16 protein-coding genes are annotated in these 19,460 nt (G+C 39.0%); 11 read left to right on the top strand and 5 right to left on the bottom strand.

Annotated elements, in window-relative coordinates; genetic code table 11:
* Positions 1–46 precede the first annotated feature (46 nt).
* Entirely contained in the window at positions 47–1,327 is a 1,281-nt protein-coding gene (gene hflX, locus EPJ90_RS02065; RefSeq protein ID WP_200542518.1) for a GTPase HflX, read from the top strand.
* 136 nt (positions 1,328–1,463) lie between these two features.
* Positions 1,464–2,927, top strand: a complete 1,464-nt coding sequence (locus EPJ90_RS02070; protein WP_161636987.1) for a DEAD/DEAH box helicase — start codon at positions 1,464–1,466, stop codon at positions 2,925–2,927.
* A 78-nt stretch (positions 2,928–3,005) separates the two neighbouring features.
* Here EPJ90_RS02070 and EPJ90_RS02075 read toward each other — a convergent pair whose 3' ends face one another.
* The 3 genes from EPJ90_RS02075 to EPJ90_RS02085 form a co-directional block, all read right to left on the bottom strand.
* Positions 3,006–6,602 (bottom strand): exo-alpha-sialidase, encoded by a 3,597-nt coding sequence (locus EPJ90_RS02075; protein ID WP_244660365.1) that lies wholly within the window; start codon positions 6,600–6,602, stop codon positions 3,006–3,008.
* Between the two features lie 198 nt (positions 6,603–6,800).
* Positions 6,801–7,742 (bottom strand): TIGR01212 family radical SAM protein, encoded by a 942-nt coding sequence (locus tag EPJ90_RS02080; protein WP_200542519.1) that lies wholly within the window; start codon positions 7,740–7,742, stop codon positions 6,801–6,803.
* Positions 7,739–8,134: a GNAT family N-acetyltransferase gene (locus EPJ90_RS02085; protein WP_161636989.1), complete on the bottom strand. Its 396-nt coding sequence runs from the start codon at positions 8,132–8,134 to the stop codon at positions 7,739–7,741. Before EPJ90_RS02085 ends, EPJ90_RS02080 begins: the two co-directional genes overlap by 4 nt.
* Before the next feature lie 77 nt (positions 8,135–8,211).
* On the opposite strand from EPJ90_RS02085, the gene EPJ90_RS02090 reads away from it, so the two are divergent.
* The 5 genes from EPJ90_RS02090 (at position 8,212) to murJ (ending at position 15,321) form a co-directional block, all read left to right on the top strand.
* The gene (locus EPJ90_RS02090; RefSeq protein WP_161636990.1) at positions 8,212–9,000 is read left to right on the top strand and encodes a pseudouridine synthase; all 789 of its coding nucleotides are present in this window, start codon (positions 8,212–8,214) and stop codon (positions 8,998–9,000) included.
* Between the two features lie 371 nt (positions 9,001–9,371).
* Positions 9,372–10,634, top strand: coding sequence for a YeeE/YedE family protein (locus EPJ90_RS02095; RefSeq protein WP_161636991.1), 1,263 nt, complete (start codon positions 9,372–9,374; stop codon positions 10,632–10,634).
* Between the two features lie 41 nt (positions 10,635–10,675).
* Positions 10,676–12,373 (top strand): FAD-dependent oxidoreductase, encoded by a 1,698-nt coding sequence (locus EPJ90_RS02100; RefSeq protein WP_161636992.1) that lies wholly within the window; start codon positions 10,676–10,678, stop codon positions 12,371–12,373.
* A gap of 9 nt (positions 12,374–12,382) precedes the next feature.
* Complete coding sequence (locus EPJ90_RS02105; protein WP_161636993.1) at positions 12,383–13,681, top strand: APC family permease; 1,299 nt, start codon at positions 12,383–12,385, stop codon at positions 13,679–13,681.
* Positions 13,682–13,815: 134 nt separating this feature from the next.
* Complete coding sequence (murJ, locus tag EPJ90_RS02110) at positions 13,816–15,321, top strand: murein biosynthesis integral membrane protein MurJ (RefSeq protein ID WP_161636994.1); 1,506 nt, start codon at positions 13,816–13,818, stop codon at positions 15,319–15,321.
* A 39-nt stretch (positions 15,322–15,360) separates the two neighbouring features.
* Here the strand turns inward: murJ and EPJ90_RS02115 are convergent, their stop codons facing one another.
* On the bottom strand, positions 15,361–15,807 hold the full coding sequence (locus EPJ90_RS02115; RefSeq protein ID WP_228410512.1) for a putative immunity protein: 447 nt from the start codon (positions 15,805–15,807) through the stop codon (positions 15,361–15,363).
* Positions 15,773–16,183: a peptide-methionine (R)-S-oxide reductase MsrB gene (msrB, locus tag EPJ90_RS02120; RefSeq protein ID WP_125164157.1), complete on the bottom strand. Its 411-nt coding sequence runs from the start codon at positions 16,181–16,183 to the stop codon at positions 15,773–15,775. The genes EPJ90_RS02115 and msrB overlap by 35 nt, the downstream gene beginning before the upstream one ends.
* A 116-nt stretch (positions 16,184–16,299) precedes the next feature.
* Between msrB and EPJ90_RS08715 the strand changes: the two genes are divergently transcribed.
* The 4 genes from EPJ90_RS08715 to EPJ90_RS02135 are packed head-to-tail and all read left to right on the top strand — an operon-like array spanning position 16,300 to position 19,394.
* Positions 16,300–16,683: a response regulator transcription factor gene (locus EPJ90_RS08715; RefSeq protein ID WP_414650430.1), complete on the top strand. Its 384-nt coding sequence runs from the start codon at positions 16,300–16,302 to the stop codon at positions 16,681–16,683.
* Positions 16,684–16,743: 60 nt separating this feature from the next.
* A complete protein-coding gene (locus EPJ90_RS08720; RefSeq protein WP_414650431.1) occupies positions 16,744–17,010 on the top strand; it encodes a winged helix-turn-helix domain-containing protein in 267 nt (88 codons plus the stop codon).
* Complete coding sequence (locus EPJ90_RS02130; RefSeq protein WP_200542520.1) at positions 16,997–18,907, top strand: sensor histidine kinase; 1,911 nt, start codon at positions 16,997–16,999, stop codon at positions 18,905–18,907. Before EPJ90_RS08720 ends, EPJ90_RS02130 begins: the two co-directional genes overlap by 14 nt.
* Before the next feature lie 46 nt (positions 18,908–18,953).
* Positions 18,954–19,394 carry a hypothetical protein gene (locus tag EPJ90_RS02135; RefSeq protein WP_161636997.1) on the top strand — a complete coding sequence of 147 codons (441 nt, stop codon included), beginning with the start codon at positions 18,954–18,956 and terminating at the stop codon, positions 19,392–19,394.
* The last annotated feature ends 66 nt before the right edge of the window (positions 19,395–19,460 follow it).

Consider the following 19,460-nt stretch of genomic DNA (forward strand, 5'->3'; position numbering starts at 1 on the left):
TTTTCATAAAACTTGTTATATTGATAAGAGAAGGTTGAGGATATGCATGTTAGATACAAAAACAATTAAAGAACGCGTCGTTTTAGTTGGCGTGGATTTTGGGAAAAAAGATTTTGACTTGGATTCATCCATGATTGAATTGGGGGATTTGGTTGAAGCGGCTGAGGGAACGGTTGTTTATCAGATTACGCAAAACCGAGATCGCCCTGAAAGTGCGACCTATATTGGAATTGGGAAAATTGAAGAAGTGATGCGTGCAGTCGCAACCTATGATGCCGATACCGTGGTGTTCAATGATGAACTCAGTGGATCACAGATTCGAAATCTGGAAAGTTTAATTGGTTGTAAGATTGTTGATCGAACCAATTTAATCCTTGATATTTTCGCTTTGCGTGCAACCACGGCCGAAGGGAAACTTCAAGTAAAACTTGCGCAACTAAAATATCGTTTACCGCGCTTAATTGGGTATAGTGATTATTTATCTCGTACTGGTGGTGGCATTGGGACACGGGGTCCCGGTGAACAAAAACTTGAATTGGATCGACGCCACATCCAACGGGAGATTCTTCACGTCCAAAATGCCTTAACCAAATCTGAAGAAAACCGTGAAATTACCCGTAGTAAACGGTTAAATTCAAATCTTCCAATTATCTCATTTGTTGGATATACCAATGCGGGTAAATCAACCTTAATGAACGCAATTTTAACCAATGGTGATCCCCAAGCTAACGATAAACATGTGTTTGTGAAGGATATGCTCTTTGCGACCTTAGAGCCCTCCTTGCGTAAAGCCCGTCTTAATAATGGACTGAATGTCATTCTTACGGATACCGTAGGGTTTGTATCAAAATTACCCCATACACTTGTAGAAGCATTTAAAGGGACTCTTGAAGAAATTAAGTATTCAGATCTAATTATTCATGTGGTGGATGCGTCCAATCCTGACTTAAACATTCAAATGGATACAACGTATAAAATGCTTCGCGATTTGGATGTGCTGGATCGTAAAATCATTACCGTCTTTAACAAGATGGACCAGGCAATGGATCAAGATATTGTCTACTATCAAAGTGAATTTGGAAATCGTATGTACATCAGTGCCCTCGACATGGAAGACATAGATCGACTGGTTGATGCGATTGAAGTTGAACTGGAATCAAGTTTTAAGAAAGTAAGTTTTGAAATCCCGTTTGCGGATCTTGGAATCTTAGATGCGATTGCCTCCAACTATGAAATCATTGGTTTAAATTATACGGAAAAAGGGGCAGAATTTCGAGCTGTCATTCGTGAATCAGATCAAAATCGTTATAAAAAATATATAATCTAAAAGATGTGTGTGTTTTTGGATGCTCATTAACCACTTTGTACTGAGATAGTGTATAATGAAAAAGCACTTTCACACATGTCCAATCGGTATGGTGAATTCGGTTTAGAATAACCATGCATAGAAAAGAGATGATATCGTGAAACATACATTTAAAAATTATGGAATTGATGACTCAATTCTAAAGTCAATTCAGTATTTGGGCTATGATGCCCCAACTGATGTTCAACAAGAAGTGATTCCTGCTGTATTAAGTGGGAAAAATATTGTTGTGCAATCACAAACAGGTAGTGGAAAAACCGCTTCATTTGGGATTCCTATTTGTCATCAGGTTGATTGGGCAAAACGTAAGCCCCAAGTTTTAGTGTTAGCACCGACGCGTGAACTTGTCATCCAAATCCAAGAAGATTTATTTAATCTTGGTCGTTTTAAACGCTTAAAGGTTGAAGCGTTATTTGGGCGCAGTTCATTTGAGAAACAGGCACAGCGTTTAAAAGAAATGACCCACATCCTTGTCGCAACGCCTGGTCGTTTATTAGACCATATGGCCAGAGAAACCGTGGATCTTTCGCATATTGAAACATTAGTTATTGATGAAGCTGACGAAATGTTTAATATGGGCTTTATTGATCAAATTACAAGTATTATTAACCGTATTCCCAAAAAGAGTCAAAAATTACTCTTTTCCGCAACCATGCCAGAACGCGTTAAAGATCTCTGTACGCTTTACATAAAAAATCCGCAGTGGATTGATATCGAAACAGAAAGTCGTGTTGAAGACCGTATTGATGAACGTTACTATATTGTCGATTATCCCGATAAAATGGCGTTACTTGAATCCGTACTCATAACGGAAAATCCAGATAGTTCAATCATCTTCTGCAATACCAAAGAACAAGTAGAATCCGTGACTGATTTTATGGAAGACTTAGGGTGCAAGGTAGATACCCTTCATGGTGGGATGGAACAGCGTTTTCGAACCAAAGTCCTAGCGGACTTTAAACATGGTCTTTTCCGTTATCTTGTGGCTACGGATGTGGCAGCACGTGGATTGGATATTGATGATGTTTCACTCGTGGTGAACTTCGATGTTCCTGAAAATACGGAAAGCTATACACACCGCGTGGGCCGTACCGCACGTGTGGATAAATATGGTAAAGCCGTAACCTTCGCTAGTCCCTACGAAATGAAATTTATGAATTTAATTATTAATGAAACGGATCATGAACTTCAAAAAGTTGTGAAACCAAGTCAAAGCCTTGTGGATGCACGGCGTGATGCATTTGAAGCCAAACGTGATCGCAAACCTAAAGTCAAAAAAGATAAAGCGCATGACTTTAAACAAGAAATCACCAAAATTCATATTAACGCAGGTAAGAAAACAAAAATGAGACCGGTCGATATTGTGGGTGCATTGTGTTCCATTGAAGGCATGAATGCAGAAGACATTGGGGTTATCAGTATTGTCGATGTTTCAACCTTTGTGGAGATTCTTAATGGTAAAGGAGACCTTGTTTTAAAAGCACTTAAAACAATGCCCATTAAGGGGAGACCTCGTAAAGTAAACCGTGCCAATAAAACGGAATACGAACGCCTCTTATAAAAAAATAAAAACTGTAGCTGCACCTTAAAGGAGGCAGCTACAGTTTTTTTCTAAAAAAGATACGTTAGCGATAAAAAATTATTGTTTGCGTTTAAAAATCACAAATCCGCAAAGGGATACAAGCATTCCAAGTCCGACAAATCCAGAAACAGCTTTTCCTGTTTTAGGAAGTGTTGCATCGGTTTTGTCTGTCGGTGTTGTTTGAACATCACCTTCAGTTGTGCTATCGGGAGTTTCGGGTTCTTGAGAATCCGTATCCGGTTTTGGATCTACAATCGGAGGTGTGATGCTTTCATCAGGGTTTGATGGTTCCTCTGTTTCAACCTCACGTTTGCTTAAACCTCTAACGGCTGAGTCTAAGGCTTCAATGGCTTCTTTAATCTGCGCTTCATTTGGTGTAGAAGCTTTGAAGAGACTTCTAAAACTGAAGCGCGGTGTTTGAAGCAGTGCTTTCGCAGACTCCAACGCATCATATACAGTCTTCACACTTGTCTCTGTATAAAGAGACAGATCAAGGGTATTCATGTAATCCTCAACCTCTTGAATTTTTAAACGTAATGAATCTAAAGTGTAGTTACTTAACTCGAGATTGTTGATCAATTCATTGAGGTTTTGAACCATTTCATCAATTATTTCCTGTGTTGTTTCTGAGTTATCAAGAAGCTCATAGGCTTTTTCTTTTAATTCAAGTAATGGTTTAAAACTTGCTTCGGTATAAAGGCTTTGATCGTAGCTTTCAAGTGTTTCAAGAACGTGATTTAAGCTTGAATAATCGAGAGGTGCACGATATGTTTTTCCATGCAGGGTAATTTCCGCAGCATTTCCATAGTTTTCAAGACCTTTCACGACTTTAAAAACTAGTGTATCCACATGAGCATCCTCAAACGTAATGGTTTTCTTTGAAAGATTTGTATCGAGAGTGCCTTCAGTGAGAACCTGAAGCGGTGCATCACCCAATTTACCTAAGATTTGATATTCTGTGACGACACCGTTGATCGTTCCATCTTGACGTGGTAGATAGGTCAAGGCATTCACAACCATCTCATGATGGAATGAAATCGTTACATCAAATGGCGGGTTCTTATCGCCCCATTTGGAGTGCCAGAAGGTACTTGGATCGCCATCAAAGGCTAAGCCGATAGGACCTTCAACGAGTGTGTTCCCTTTTTCATCTTCTTGACTTGATGCCGTTACATCAAACATTGAGTTTGGAATGTAGGTTGGATCAATCGCATCAATCATTGCATGGATTTGTTGGATGAAATCACCAATGGTAAAGGGATTATCACTTAAGAGTTCTGCTTTGGTAATCAGTTGATCCGCTGCATCTTTTACACTTGGTGCTAGGTTTTCAAAATCAAGGGCTTTAAGTGTTTCGAGTGCTGCATCAAGACCGTGTTTATTCGCAATATTGAGTGCTTTCCCATCAAGTGTTTCAAGATAGCCTTCAGTAAAGCCATTGATAATGGTGATGGGTTCTGTTAAGTTAAAGCGTATTGTGTTCGCATCAACACGTTTTGGTGTTGATGTTTGATGTGTATTATACGTTAACGTTAAGTTTGAGCTAGGAATTAAAGCCTTATCCGATTTTATTTCAAGGAAGGTATCCTGAATATCAAGATTTAAACTTGAGGTATCTTTAACACCTAAATCTTCAAACGAGAAACGTTTAAACATCATCGACATATTATCCCCGTTTTCAGGTTTTTTATGTTCGTACATTAAACCAAAATGTCCATCAGGAAGTGGTTGAACCACATTGTACTCATAATTTCCACTTTGCATATGCGTATTGGAGAGCAGAACGAGTCGTTCACCTTCTAAAACTTGAAGCAGCTTTACTGCCCCATTGGTTCGTTTAGGACCATTTGGATTTGCAAGTAAGATATACTCGTTACCTTCATGGTTATAATGTAAGGCCGACATTTGTGAGTAAACATCGGTAATGGGAAGCGTTTCAAGATCATTCTCCCAGGTTTCTCCATTATCATAAGATGTACCTACCAGAACTTTTCCGGAAACATTTCGCGCAAATTGTTTCAGGGTACCGTTATTAAGTTGGACCACTTGGGATTCGGTGACCAGGGCACCCCCATTATTTAAGGTTTCGGAATTTAAAACTTGACCGTTAAAGTTACGGTTATCGTTGAGGGATTCCGTTTTATGCCACGTAATACCATCGGCACTTTTGATCATGGATGTGGATTGAGAATTACCGCCATGACGGTTTGTATGGTAAATCGGGAAAGCGAGTTCGCCGTTTTCAAGTTGAATGCCAACGCCAGGACCCGTTCCTATGAACTGCATCCAATCTGCTTTGACTTGTGGTGTAATATCATGAGGCGATGACCAGGTTTGACCGTCATCATCCGAATGGGTTAACCATAGATAAGCCGTTTGACGGATGCGTAGGGGACTTTTCTTAAGGTAGATATTTCCAACATATGTATCGCCCTCATAAATATCTCCAAGATCATTGAAAGGCATGCCTTTCTCAGATTCTAAGACAACGCGATAATTCGTGATGATATCCGTATTTAAATCAAATACGGTCCCATCAGCTTTTGCGTAGTATTTCTTGCCATCAGTACCTTTTAGAACAATATGCGTGCCGTCTTCTTTGGTTACATAAGGTTGACCAAAGTCCTGGTCTTCATTTTGAACACTAAAGAATCCACGTGATTCTGGGAACATATCAACTAAAAGATAAATACGGCCATTCCGTTTATCTTGTGCCATTGCCGCATCAATAAGGAATGCGGAACTTTGATAGTTTGTATTCACATTTTCCTGGGAAACATTTGGATCTGATTTTAAATCAATAATCACTTGGGTATCAGACCATGTTTTACCACTGTCTTGACTTCTACGGATTGCGATATCGATATTTCCCCAGTCTGCTTGATGGGTAATACGTTTATCAATCGCAGCTAAGACAGTCCCATCTTGAGTTGTGAGAAGACTTGGAATGCGGTAGTTTTTACTGCCATCTTGTCCCGGTGCATAGAGCTCAATTGCTTCTGAAGTTGATGGATCAACGGTTGAAGCGGTATCGGAATGTAATGTTTTAATGGTATCAACATCGAGGATGTCGTGGGTTAGGTTTAATGAAGCAATCTTTCCACTAAAAGGCCATAAGTTTTCACCTTTTAAGCGGGCAACGCCACCCAGTTTCATACGATTCCAAGGTATGGATTGGATTTTCGTGAAATCAATATCATCTTGGGATGCAAGTAAGAGTCCATCTGCATAAATTTCTACACGATTACCATGATTAAGGACGGTAACGGTGTGCCAGTTTGCGTTGGCAAGTTGGGTACTTGTGCCCGAAGTATTAATAATATGTTTTCCAGTTTCATCTCTGAATTCAATGCCAAGCTTACCGGTACTGTTTTGATAGTAAAGCGCGAAATAGTTGTTTTCCAAATTTGCGTTTGATATTGAAAACAGTGAAGTAAGATCACTGGATAGTGATTCAGAACGGAAACGTAAGGTTAGGGAACCTTGGTTAAATTCTTTGATGTGTGATAAATGGTCGGAAATATCAGCACCTTCTCCCTTTAAGTGTAGGTCATTAAGATTTAGATCATTCATAGCAAAGATAGAACTTGGGTAAAGACTTATACCCAATACAAGTGTAAGAAGCACGACGAAAATGTTACTTATTTTCTTCAATTTAAATACCCCTCTCATATAAGTAATGTATGGACGATTCAAATGTAAGCGCTTCATTCATCGACATTATAGCATCTTTTTTCGCCATGTCCAAAACAATTTACAAAATTTCATATTCATGAAAATCAGTTTCCTTAAGTGTTGAATTTTAGCTTGTAAACCCGCAATTTAGCGAAAATAATTACCAAAAAAAGGAGCTTAGCGCTCCTTCGCATATTTACCTTGCCAGGTGTTCTTTTGAACCATGAGTTTATCGATTTCATTGGTGACTGCAATTTTGCGAACCGTCCAAAGTGGGGCAAGCAAATCATCCGCCATACCATCTCCAGTAAGTCGAGCAATCACAATATCTTCGGGCAGGCGTTCAATTTGTTTCACAACCACATCCACATAGTCATCACGGGAGAGAAGTGGAAACGGATTTTTTTGATATTCTGCACCCAGTTTTGTTCCTTTAATAATATGAAGCATGTGTATTTTAACCATCTCAGGATGCATTCGTGCAAGGTAATCGGCAGTTTCAAGCATCATCTCAGGCGTTTCCTGAGGAAATCCGTTAATAATATGAACACAAGTACGAATGCCTGCTGCTTTGAGTTTTTGTATACAAGTTGTGACCGATTCAAGATCGTGACCCCGATTCATCCATTCGGAAGTTTCAGGATGAATGGTTTGCAAGCCAATTTCGATGGTCAAGTCTTTCTTACGACTCATTGCTTCAAAATATGCAATCTTCTCATCATCCAAGCAATCACTGCGTGTCGCAATATCAATCCCCACAAAACGATCATCATTGAAGAAAGGATCGTAGAGTTTTTTGAGGTTTTCTAAGGAATCATGTGTATTTGAGTAGGCTTGAAAGTATGCAATCTTGGCGGCATGGGGCCATTTTTGAAGCATTATATTTTGGCTGTGCTCGATTTGCTTTTCTAAGTCTGGATTTTTTAAAATCATATCCCCTGATCCACGGGCACTACAGAAGTTACAACCGCCACTTCCACACGTACCATCACGATTTGGACAGGTAAATCCTGCATCGATGCTGACTTTAAATGCTTTTTGGCCATAAGTTTTCTGGGTAAAATAGTTATATGTTTGATAACGCTTGTTATCAAGGGAATAAGGGTATGGGTTTGTCATCGTAATACCTCCATAATACAATAGTCGATGTCATTGCGGGTAAATGTTTGATCTGTTTGTGTAAAACCAAAACGTTTATAGTATGAAATTTTGCTTGTTCGCGCATTAAGAATGATGCGCCCCTTATATAATGATAGCACATGGCTTAATAACATGCTTCCATATCCTTGATTTTGGAAGCCTGGAAGGGTTGCGAATTTTCGAAGTTGGACCGTGTCATCATGCTTAACGACAGAGATTACGGAAAGACAGTGTTGGTCCATAAAGAGACCATAATGAAGTGCCATGGCGTCATCCTCTGTTTGTGCTAAGGTTATGGGTCCATCAGGATACATTGCTTGATGGCGGATGGGTAAAACCTGTTGAAGTGAAGTTGTTTGTATCGATATCATGATTAATCTCCTTGTGACATATTATACGGTAAATGGTAGAATAGATGTAAAGAATTAGAAAATAGATTGAGGACTTTATGAAACAAGCACGACAACAAGCATCAAACGCCAATGAAAACATCAATCCCATTCAGCACGAAGCGCGGGAATCGTTGCGTTTAAATAAATATATCAGTGATTCGGGTTATTGTTCACGTCGACAAGCAGATCGTTATATTGCGGAAGGGGTAGTTGCCATTGATGGTGTTACGGCTATTGTTGGCCAACAAGTACTGCCAGGGCAACGTGTAACCGTTGAAGGCAATCACGTGACCATCGATGACGAGAAAGTTTATATCGCCTTAAATAAACCACGTGGTATTACATGTACAACGGATGGTGCCATTGAGGGCAATATTTCAGATTTTATGAACTACCCAAAGATGATCTTCCCAATAGGACGGTTGGATAAAGATTCCAGTGGCTTAATTCTACTTACCAATGATGGTGATATTGTTAATAAAATATTACGTGAAGAATACGGTCATGATAAAGAATATATCGTATCGGTGAATAAGATGATTGATGAAGACTTTATTACCCAAATGTCCAAAGGGGTCGAGATCTATAACCAACAAACCCATCGTATGCAAGTGACCAATCCATCCGATGTGGAGCAAGTTGCACCGAAAACCTTTCGAATTATTTTAAATCAAGGTTTAAACCGACAAATCCGCCGGATGACAAAGGCATTGGGATTTAAAGTCACAACGTTAAACCGGGTTCGAATCATGAATATTAAACTGGGTGATTTAAAGGTAGGAGAATGGCGTTATCTAAGCGTCCAAGAACTTGAAGAAATGAATCGACGTATCCAAAGCCGCTAAGCGGCTTTTTTAATGCGCTATAATCAGAGATTATTACGTAATAGGTTTTAGTTATAAGTATTGCTTATGACTGAATGGCCAAAACGGTCAAATTTTGTGATACAAGTTATTAATTTCACAAATACAAAAGAAATAAATCACTTTTAAATCGAAAAAAGTGATATAAGGGCAGATTATGGCTAAAGTCGTAAAAACTCGTGAGTTAATTAGTTGTAATGTCAACAATACGTGATACGATTTATGAGCAAGGCAACGATTAGCCTTAAACATTTGATGATTATCCATGCGGTGATGCGCAAAAGATACGGGGATCTGATAATCCTATAAATGTAAGGTGTCGTTTGCTTATTTGTCATTCATAGGAGGAGAACATGAAGAAGACAGAAAATATTATTGGATTTGTATTGCTTATCGCAGTATTCATCCTTGGAAAGAATTTTTTAGCGTCTGATATGCATTTATTCAGACTTGTAATGGGGATTGCATTAGGATATACATTAACACGTGCTGCAACAGGGTTTGCAGGAAGTGTGAACCGTGCTGCAAATACAGGTTCCACAAAATTAATGAAAACCTTAATGTTTATGTTCTTTATTACAACAGCATTATCCGCATCATTTATGATTTTCCAAGATCCATCACAAATGGATTTATGGGTTAATCCAATTAATGGTGGGTTACTTGTTGGGGGTGTGCTTTTCGGATTTGGGATGGCATTCTCATCCTGCTGTGCATCCGGTGTTTTAACGGATTTAATTACAAGTTTACCACGTGCTTTAATTACACTCGTATTCTTTAGCTTTGGGGTCTTTATTGGATTCCCTCTTCAAAAACAAGGTTGGGTTGCGACATCATGGTTTGTATCTGAAGTTGGATCACAAACAGCAGGTGGTGTCTTCTTACCAGACCTCTTTAAATGGGATGGTCTTGGTGGATACCTTGGCGCATTAATCTTAACAGCACTGCTTTGTGGTCTTGTGGTTGTGCTTGCGAACAAATACGAAGCAAAACGTAAAAAAGAGGGTACATACACAGGTCACTTTGTGGAAAAAGGCCAAGATAGTATGGAATCATTTGAAGTTGAAAAAGATTATGCTTTCCCAACAGAAAGTACTTATGAACGTCTTTTTGTAAAGACATGGACTTTAAAACAAGGTGCAGTGATCATCGCGATCCTCTTTACATTATTAATGGGTGTTACTAAAGCAGGTTGGGGTGCATCAACACCTTACGGTTTCTGGTTCGGTAAATTCTTAACACTCTTTGGTGTATCCGCAGAATCCCTGGGATCATTTACACAAATGGATCCAGCTGTATTCTCAAAACCATTCTTAGCAAACCCTGTAACAGTTCAAAACATGGGTATCCTTGTTGGAACTGCAGTATACTTACTGACAGCAGGTAAATTTAAAAATACATTTATGTCAGAGCTACACATTACCGTTAAAGATGGACTGCTTTATGCAATGGGTGGTATCACAATGGGTGTTGGAACACGTCTTGCGAACGGATGTAATGTTGGTGCTTTATATACACCGATTGCGAACTTCTCATTATCCGGTTGGGTATTCCTTGTTGTGATGGTAATCGGTGGTTACTTGGGAAACAAACTCGCAAAACATTTACAAAAATAAAGTCTTAAAACGATAACTTAGAAAAGAAAGAGGATTCTACCATGAGTAAAAGAATATTAATTGTTGGAGGGGTAGCTGGAGGTGCTTCAGTTGCAGCTCGTGTTCGTCGTCAAGATGAACATGCGGAAGTCATTATGTTTGAACGCGGACCGAATGTGTCCTTCTCAAACTGTGCTTTACCATATCACCTAAGCGGCATTGTTGCTTCAAGTGATGACTTAGTCTTAATGACCCCTGAACAATTTAAAAAACAATATAACATCATTGCACGCACAAGCACTGAAGTTCTAAAAATTAATCGTGACGCGAAAACCGTTACGGTTAAAAACCTTGAAACTGGTGAAGAAATGGATGAAGCGTATGACAAGCTTGTCCTATCACCAGGAGCAAGTGCAATCTTACCACGCAGTATCGAAGGCATTGACGGTGATAATGTCTTTACCGTACGTAATGTTGTCGATATTAAAAAATTAAACGGACATATCGTCAACAACAACATTGAAAACATTACCGTTGTTGGTGGGGGATTTATCGGTGTGGAAGTTGCGGAAAACTTGCGTCATGCAGGCAAAAACGTAACACTTGTGGAAGCTATTGATCAAATCATGAGTCCATTCGATTATGATATGGCACAAGTACTACATAAAGAAATGATGGATCACGGCATCAACCTAATCCTTGGTGATGGCGTTAAAAAGATTACAGAAACAAGTGTGGAACTGGGTTCAGGAACCATCTTAGAATCCGGCGCAGTTGTCATGGCAATCGGTGTTGCACCTGAAACAAGTCTTGCGAAAGCCGCAGATCTTGAAATTGGTGTTACTGGTGGAATTAAGGTAGATCACAATTATCTTACAAACGATAAAAATATTTATGCAGTGGGTGATGCGATTGAAGTCTTCCACCAAATTACACATAAACCAACACGTCTTGCACTTGCAGGTCCTGCTCAACGTCAAGCACGTGCAGCTGCAGATCACATGTATGGAATTCCTCATAACAATAAAGGTGTTGTCGGATCATCATGTGTACAAGTATTTGATTTGAACGCTGCATCAACTGGTCTTAATGAAAAAATGGCAAAGGCTAACGGTTTCGACTATGACTTTGTTTACATTATCCCGGGTGATAAAGTAGGGTTAATGCCCGATGCAAATCCAATGCACTTTAAACTTTTATTTGAATATCCAACAGGTAAATTACTGGGTGCACAAGCAATCGGTAAGGGAAATGTTGATAAACGTATTGATGTCATTGCGACAATGATTCAAATGGGTGGAACGCTTGAAGATCTTAAAGAAGTTGAATTATGCTATGCACCACCATTTGGTACAGCAAAAGATGTTGTGAATCATGCAGCGCTTGTTGGTTTAAACCTTCTTTACGGTCGTTTCAACCAAGTTCCTGTAACGCAAGTTCGCGAATTGGTAGAATCCAATGCATGTATTATTGATGTGCGTGAAGAACATGAATATGCTTTAAGTCACCTTATCAATGCAATCAACATTCCATTAAGCCAAATTCGTGATCGCTTGGATGAAATTCCTACGGATAAGCCTGTATATTTACACTGTCGTTCAAGCCAACGTTCATATAATGCTGTAATGGCACTTCAAAACCTTGGATTTGATAATGTAATTAATATTTCTGGATCATATCTTGGAATCTGTGTTTATGAATACTTTAACGATCAAGTCACAGGCCGTGATAAAATCGTTACAGAATACAACTTTAACTAAGGAAACAGTATGCGCAAAAGACTCAGTAAATTGGATATCTTGGCGCTTGCATTAGGTTCAATTATCGGTTGGGGATCGTTTACGCTCCCGGGGACCAAGTTCTTGCCCGAAAGCGGTGTAATTAACACTGCGATCGGGCTTATTCTTGGTGGCATCGCAATTATCTTTATTGTTCAAGGCTATCATGTCATGATGTCTTCCCATAATGAAGATGGTGGTGAGTTCTCATATACATACAATAATTTAGGAAAAAAGCACGGTTTCATTGTAGGCTGGTTCTTAATTCTTTGTTATATCAGTATGGTGCCTCTGAATGCGACAGCATTTGTGCTTGTCGTGAAAAAACTTTTTGGATCAATTGTAACGTTTGGATACCTCTATGATATCGGAGGAACCTCTGTATATCTCTCAGAAATACTAATCGCAAGCTTTATCATTATTATCTTTGCGAAAATAAACATCCAAGGACTTAAGATGAGTTCGAAAGTTCAAAATGTGATGATTTTACTTACAGTCGCAAATATTATGGTAATTTTCACCATGATGCTAGCCACTCAAGGAACTTCCGTTCTAAAAGAAAACTATATTACACCCTATACCTTTGATTTTGCTCAAATTGCGAAAGTTTTTGCGATTGCACCGTTTCTCTTTGTAGGGTTTGATGTCATACCACAGGTTTCAACAGATTTAGACTTTAGTCCTTCAAAAGCCGTTCGGGTTACCATTCTCGCTGTGTTTGCAGGTGTTGTATTCTATAATCTCAATAACATCACGACAGCCTTGGTCTTTGCGCCACAAGCAGGTTTGCTTGAGGAGTGGGCATTAGGGTCAGCGGTTTTAAGTCGCTTGGGATTTGCGGCGTTTATCTTGCTGCTGATTTCACTTGCAGGTGCGGTATCGGGTGGTATTAATGGCTTTATGCTTGGGGGAAGCAAACTTATTGGAGCATTAGCTCAATATAAACTCATTCCTGAAAAGTATAGCTATGAAAACCAAAATGGGATGTACACGAAAGCAATTCGATTTATTACGATCGTGAGTCTTGTTGCGCCATGGTTTGGACGTGAGATGATTATCTATATAGTAGATATGTCATCGCTTCTAGCGGCCATCGTTTATTTCTATGTGTGTATGATTAGCTATCGAAAATCGTCGGGGCGTTTAAGTGCTGCTGGTGCTTTAGTAAGTCTTGTGTTTGTGGGACTTCTCGTCATACCGGGATCACCTGGACAACTCCAGTTGCCCTCATTTATCTTTATGATTATTTGGTCGGCACTTGGTGTTTTCTATTATTTTAAATATCAATAATCTTTTTGGTTAAAGCGCTGTCGCTTTAACCTTTTTTTATAAAACACCTTCGATGATGTTTAATTGTGTGACACAACATTTTCGTTATGTTTCAACGCTGAAAAGGGTATAATAGAAAAGAAAAGAGGAATCCCATGAAACGAAATGCAGCTTATTTAACCATCGCAATTCTTATCTCAAAAATATTGGGTCTTGTAAGAGGCCTTGTTTTATCATATTTTTACGGAACATCCATGGTATCGGATGTTTACTTTACTTCATGGAGTATTCCTAATGTTATCTTTGGTTTTGTAGCAATCGGATTGGTAAGTACGTTTATTCCGGTTTATATTCGAGCATCAGAAGAGCTCGGTGAAGGCGTTGCCGATCGATACATGAGTGATGCCCTCAATCTGATTGCGCTTTTAGCTTTGGTACTTGTATTACTGGGGCTTGTCTTTACCCAAGAACTTGTACTCGTATTCGCACATGGGTATACAGGAGCCAAACTGGCACTTGCGGTTCGCTTTACTAAAGTGACATTGTTATCCATCTTTTTTATTGGGGCACGGTCGATTTATGAGAGCTATCATGAGATTCATAATCGCTTTCTTATTGCGCCAATCGGAAGTTTTATGATGAATATTGTCGTGATTCTATCCATTTTTATGAGCGTGAAAACGGATATCATGGTCTTACCCATTGGGATTTTTGTTGCGAGTGTCATTCAATATCTATTTGCCTTCCTAACATCAAAAGGTAAAGGCTTTAAACGTCGTTTAACCTTTGATGTTCGCAATCCTTATGTGAAGATGATGACGGTGATGGCGATTCCAATTATTCTTGGGGCTTCAATTGATCAAATAAATCTCGTCATTGACCGCACCATTGCCTCTACATTTACGGATGGATCGATTTCCGCCATCAGTTATGCATCGCAAATCAATGACGCAGTCTTAGGTGTATTCGTCTCCACAATGGCAACAGTACTCTATCCAACCCTAGTGGGGAATGCAGTTCGAAATGAAACCGAACAACTTAAAGAAACCGTTACGAAAATATTAAATGTTGTGAATTTATTAATGATTCCTGCGTCAATTGGGATTATGGTGCTTTCAAAACCGATTGTTATGATGCTTCTAGGTCATGGTAAGTTTGATGATCAAGCGATTGTGGTTACGGGTACAATTTTATTTTTCTATGCCTTGGGTCTTGTGGCATTTGGAATGCGACAGGTTCTAACGAAAACCTTTTATGCACTGGAAGATACAAAGACACCCGTACGTATTGGGGTTATTTCTGTAGTCGCCAATATTGTTTTAAATCTTCTGCTTTCAAAGACAATGGGGGTAACCGGTCTTGCACTTGCAACCACATTGGCTGCATTTATCGGATCACTGTTACTCTATAATGCTCTGCGTATCCGTTTAAATGGATTGAGAACGGGTCAATTTATGCGTTCGTTCTCAAAAACGATGATCGCTTCACTTATTATGGGATTTGCGGTTTATGCCATCTATTACCCAACGGTGCTTGGTGATATGGGTAAAAAAGGTGTTGTGATTGTGATTGCCTTTGGTATTGCGGTCTATATGCTCGTCATGCATTTTATGGGTGTACCGGAATATGATGAAATTATTAAAAAAAGAATCAAGGTTTAATCATAAAAAAACTTCTTGAGAAGAACTTGTTTTGTTCTTTTAAGAAGTTTTTTTATCGAGATAATTGGTCAACGTATCAAGTTGCCATTTTCGCTCAAGGGAACGTTTACTGCGTTTTCCAACTTGAACTGCTTTTAAGGCATAGTCTGCACATTGAATGCCGTGTGCTTTAACCTGTGTCGTTCCTGCCGCATGACCGCTCGCTCTAAGTAAATAGATGTGTTCTGTTTTTGTAAGCTCACGTGCACGTTCATGGGCTTTTAAGGCACGTTTTCGTGCTTCATCAGTCGTCATAGTGCCTTGAACCCAATCTCGTGTTGCTTTAAGGGACGCGGTGGCGTGCACATCACGATATCGACAAAGAGTTAAGGCATGTTCCAAGCAATCACCAGCCCACATGACAACAATGGGTTTGGGTGTGTCTTTTAAAAGTGTTTCCAGTAATTCAGTATCAGTCATGTTTGATGTGTTGGATATAGTGTCCATAGCCTTCCTCTTCCATTTGATCAAGTGGTATAAAGCGAAGCGCTGCGGAATTAATGCAGTAACGAAGTCCACCAAGTTCTTTCGGTCCATCGTTAAAGACATGGCCTAAATGCGAATCTGCATTTAAGGAACGGACTTCGATACGTCGTGTTTCATCTTCAACCTCAAGCAATGCATCAATTGGTTTTGAGAAAGCTGGCCATCCACAACCTGCATTAAACTTATCATTTGATAAGAAAAGGGGTTCGCCACTTACGATATCGACATAAATTCCCGGCTCATAAAAATCATCATATTCTCCCGTAAACGGTGCTTCAGTGGCACTGTTTTGGGTGACTTCATATTGAATGGGTGTGAGTTTATTTTTTAGATTCATCTTTATGTCCTCCTGAATTTATTATAGAACAATGTTGTATCTTAAACAATTCTTAAACATTTGACCCGTTGGTTTTTAAACAGTTAGTCCCTATAATAGAACTATGAGGTGACGAGATGGCTAAAATTTTGATTTGTGATGATGAAAGAGATATTGTGAATGCATTAAAAATTTATTTATCACAAGAAGATTATATGATTTATGAAGCATTTAATGGTGTCGAAGCATTGGATGTGCTTAAGAAGGAGCGGATTGATCTGGTGTTACTGGATATTATGATGCCTGAAATGGATGGGTTGGAGGCGATAATGCATATTCGTCAAACAACAACAATCCCAATTATATTCTTGACGGCTAAGGGAGAAGATACGGATAAGATTTTAGGATTAAATGTTGGGGCGGATGACTACATAACGAAACCGTTTAATCCAATGGAAGTGATTGCGCGCGTAAAATCACAACTTCGTCGGTATAGACAATTTAATCAAGGTTATATATAATCGTCACATATTTTAAAAGTAGGTGGACTGGAATTAAATGATGAAACCAAATCGGTGAGTATGGATGGAAAACACGTCCGTTGTACACCCACTGAGTTTGAAATCCTAAAGTTCTTGATGGCACATCCAAACCGTGTTTTTTCACCCAAGCAGATTTACGAACAGGTATGGCAAGACCATTCCTATGGTGCAGAAGGGACAGTTGCAGTTCATATTCGCCACTTAAGAGAAAAACTCGAAATCAATCCATCCGAACCACGTTATTTTAAAGTAGTGTGGGGACAAGGATATAAAATAGAAGGAGATATAAACCATGAATCGAAATAAACGCAAACATTTTATGATTCGTTTCGTCTCAGCGGCCGTATTTATCGTATCCCTTGGGGGATTTGTAGGGAGTGTATATGGTCTGGTGAAGATGCAAGATCTTCATGTGAACAGCATGACGCCAGAAGCATTACGGGAGCATGTTTTCAAAGAAACAGCCCAAGAACAAATTAAGGCTTTGATTCGAACGTCATCGTTTGATAATGCGTCTGACAAACGTTTTTCGGCAGGACTTATAGACATGGAACAATCTGTCGTGTCTCCAAATCATTTTTTTAAAATCTATAATTCGGAGAATGCACTTCTATACAGCAAGGAATCCCCTTCTAAATCTGGATTTATCACAGTCTATACTCTTTCGGATTATCAAAGCGTGGATGAACGTGATTCAAGTGGTAATTATATAAGATCACAAATGATTCAAAAAGATTACCGGGTTGAAAGCCAAATCGTTGAGGGAGCACCCGATGTGTTTTGGTACCTGGATCTTTTGATCACGACGCTTTTAGAGATTGGTTACCGATTGTATGGCATTCTCATTGTTTCTGCATTCTTAATGCTTGCATCGATGATTACATATACAAAACATGCAGGGATTCGACAAGAAGATGGTAACATCGAACAGAATACCTTCGATCGCTTACCTTTAGAACCTTTTGCGTTATTATATTTGCTGGCCTTTGGCTTTTCAATGAGTCTTCTTGGCGAGAGTATTAATGTATTCTATCGCGATGTTCCCAATGCCTTTTTGATGGGTACGAGCATTTCGCTCATCGGACTGGGATTATCCTTTGTCTTTTATCATTCTTTAATTAAACGCATTAAAGCAAAACAGCTCTTTGTGAATTCATGGGTCTATCGATGGGGTTACCTCCCGATAAAACGTTTGTATCAAGCGTCATTTTCCAATCGTGACTTGCTTCTAAAAGTTTCCATGATTGTGGGAGCATCGTTACTGTTTGATTTTATAACGATGATATCAATTTCCAATCATAATAGTGGAACCATGCTGTTTTTCTGGTTGATTAAAACAGGGGTGGTTGTCTATTTTATCTTGAAATTTGCACTTGATGGTAAAGCAATCCGTGAAGCGACACAAGCAATGGTTTCAGGAAATTTCGATAAGTCCCTTGATACTTCAAAACTTAATGGCGTCTTAAAAGACCATGCACAGGATTTAAATCAACTATCTGATGGGATGCATCGTGCGGTTGAGCGACAAATGAAATCGGAACGCATGAAAACGGATTTGATTACAAATGTCTCACATGACATCAAAACACCGTTGACATCAATTATCAATTATATTGGTCTTCTTGAACAAAAATCGTTTGACGATCTTGAAGTGCAGGAATACTTAAACGTTCTTTCAAGACAATCGTTACGTCTTAAAAAATTAATTGAGGATTTAGTTGAAGCATCGAAAGCGAGTTCAGGAACAATCCCTCTCAATCAAGAAGATACCGACCTTAATGTCCTTCTTGATCAAGTCATTGGAGAGTACCGTGATCGTTTGAATCAGAATGAATTAGAGCTTATTGTGATACAAGATGAGGTTCATGCGCATTTAGATGGTAATGTCCTTTTCCGTATTTTGGATAATCTATTTGGAAATATTTGCAAGTATTCTTTAACCAAATCACGTGTTTATGTAACGTTAAATCAAATTGATTACAATGCAGTCATCGAAATTAAAAATATATCGGATGTATCGTTAAATATCAGTTCGGATGAATTAATGGAGCGATTTGTACGCGGGGATGCTTCCCGAAATACAGAAGGGAGCGGTCTGGGGCTTTCAATCGCAAAAGCATTAACTGAAGTCATGGGGGGCGCGTTTAAGTTGGAAATTGACGGCGATTTATTTAAAGTTAATTTAACCTTCCCACTTCAGTGACACACTTCGTTTTCTCACGTATAATAAAGTGAAGGAGACGATGCTAATGAATCAAAAACTTATGAAATTTAAAAATATCATCGTCTTAATCGCCGTAATTAATTTTACGATGTTGACGATAGTTCGCGTGATTCTCTATTCTGAATTGCATTTAGTATATCGCTCCCATTTTAAGATGTTTCTTTATGGATGTTTCTTTATCTGTATCATCCTCCTGTTGATTTACATGGTTTATTTTCTAATGCGTCCCAACGCCTTTGATCGACGGTATGGCATTGACAACTTAACTCGACGCATCTTTCTCACAGTATTTCTACTGGGATGTATTTTTTATTTAGGGTCCATCATGACACGTTATGTTATTGGGCTGGAGCGAACAGAAGTCAAACGTGCAGGGATGATTGAAGTAACCGCGAATGGACATCTTGAACGCTATCGAAATCGAGGTCCATTCTTTATGGAGTACATCACACCATCCCCCAATTAAGTAAAACGATCTTTCCAGGATCGTTTTTTTTTACGTGATTTTGAATAACAATTATTGACAAGAAAA

Origin of the sequence: Erysipelothrix sp. strain 2 (EsS2-7-Brazil), from assembly GCF_016617655.1 — a bacterium.
GTDB classification, from domain to species: Bacteria; Bacillota_I; Bacilli_A; order Erysipelotrichales; family Erysipelotrichaceae; genus Erysipelothrix; species Erysipelothrix piscisicarius.

Excerpts from the sequence above, each read along its gene's own strand:
- hflX (WP_200542518.1), top strand. The coding sequence starts at position 47 with ATGTTAGATACAAAAACAATTAAAGAACGCGTCGTTTTAGTTGGCGTG.
- EPJ90_RS02080 (WP_200542519.1), bottom strand. The coding sequence starts at position 7,742 with ATGACAAACCCATACCCTTATTCCCTTGATAACAAGCGTTATCAAACA.
- EPJ90_RS02085 (WP_161636989.1), bottom strand. The coding sequence starts at position 8,134 with ATGATATCGATACAAACAACTTCACTTCAACAGGTTTTACCCATCCGC.
- EPJ90_RS02090 (WP_161636990.1), top strand. The coding sequence starts at position 8,212 with ATGAAACAAGCACGACAACAAGCATCAAACGCCAATGAAAACATCAAT.
- EPJ90_RS02095 (WP_161636991.1), top strand. The coding sequence starts at position 9,372 with ATGAAGAAGACAGAAAATATTATTGGATTTGTATTGCTTATCGCAGTA.
- EPJ90_RS02100 (WP_161636992.1), top strand. The coding sequence starts at position 10,676 with ATGAGTAAAAGAATATTAATTGTTGGAGGGGTAGCTGGAGGTGCTTCA.
- EPJ90_RS02105 (WP_161636993.1), top strand. The coding sequence starts at position 12,383 with ATGCGCAAAAGACTCAGTAAATTGGATATCTTGGCGCTTGCATTAGGT.
- murJ (WP_161636994.1), top strand. The coding sequence starts at position 13,816 with ATGAAACGAAATGCAGCTTATTTAACCATCGCAATTCTTATCTCAAAA.
- EPJ90_RS02115 (WP_228410512.1), bottom strand. The coding sequence starts at position 15,807 with ATGGACACTATATCCAACACATCAAACATGACTGATACTGAATTACTG.
- msrB (WP_125164157.1), bottom strand. The coding sequence starts at position 16,183 with ATGAATCTAAAAAATAAACTCACACCCATTCAATATGAAGTCACCCAA.
- EPJ90_RS08715 (WP_414650430.1), top strand. The coding sequence starts at position 16,300 with ATGGCTAAAATTTTGATTTGTGATGATGAAAGAGATATTGTGAATGCA.
- EPJ90_RS08720 (WP_414650431.1), top strand. The coding sequence starts at position 16,744 with ATGGATGGAAAACACGTCCGTTGTACACCCACTGAGTTTGAAATCCTA.
- EPJ90_RS02130 (WP_200542520.1), top strand. The coding sequence starts at position 16,997 with ATGAATCGAAATAAACGCAAACATTTTATGATTCGTTTCGTCTCAGCG.
- EPJ90_RS02135 (WP_161636997.1), top strand. The coding sequence starts at position 18,954 with ATGAATCAAAAACTTATGAAATTTAAAAATATCATCGTCTTAATCGCC.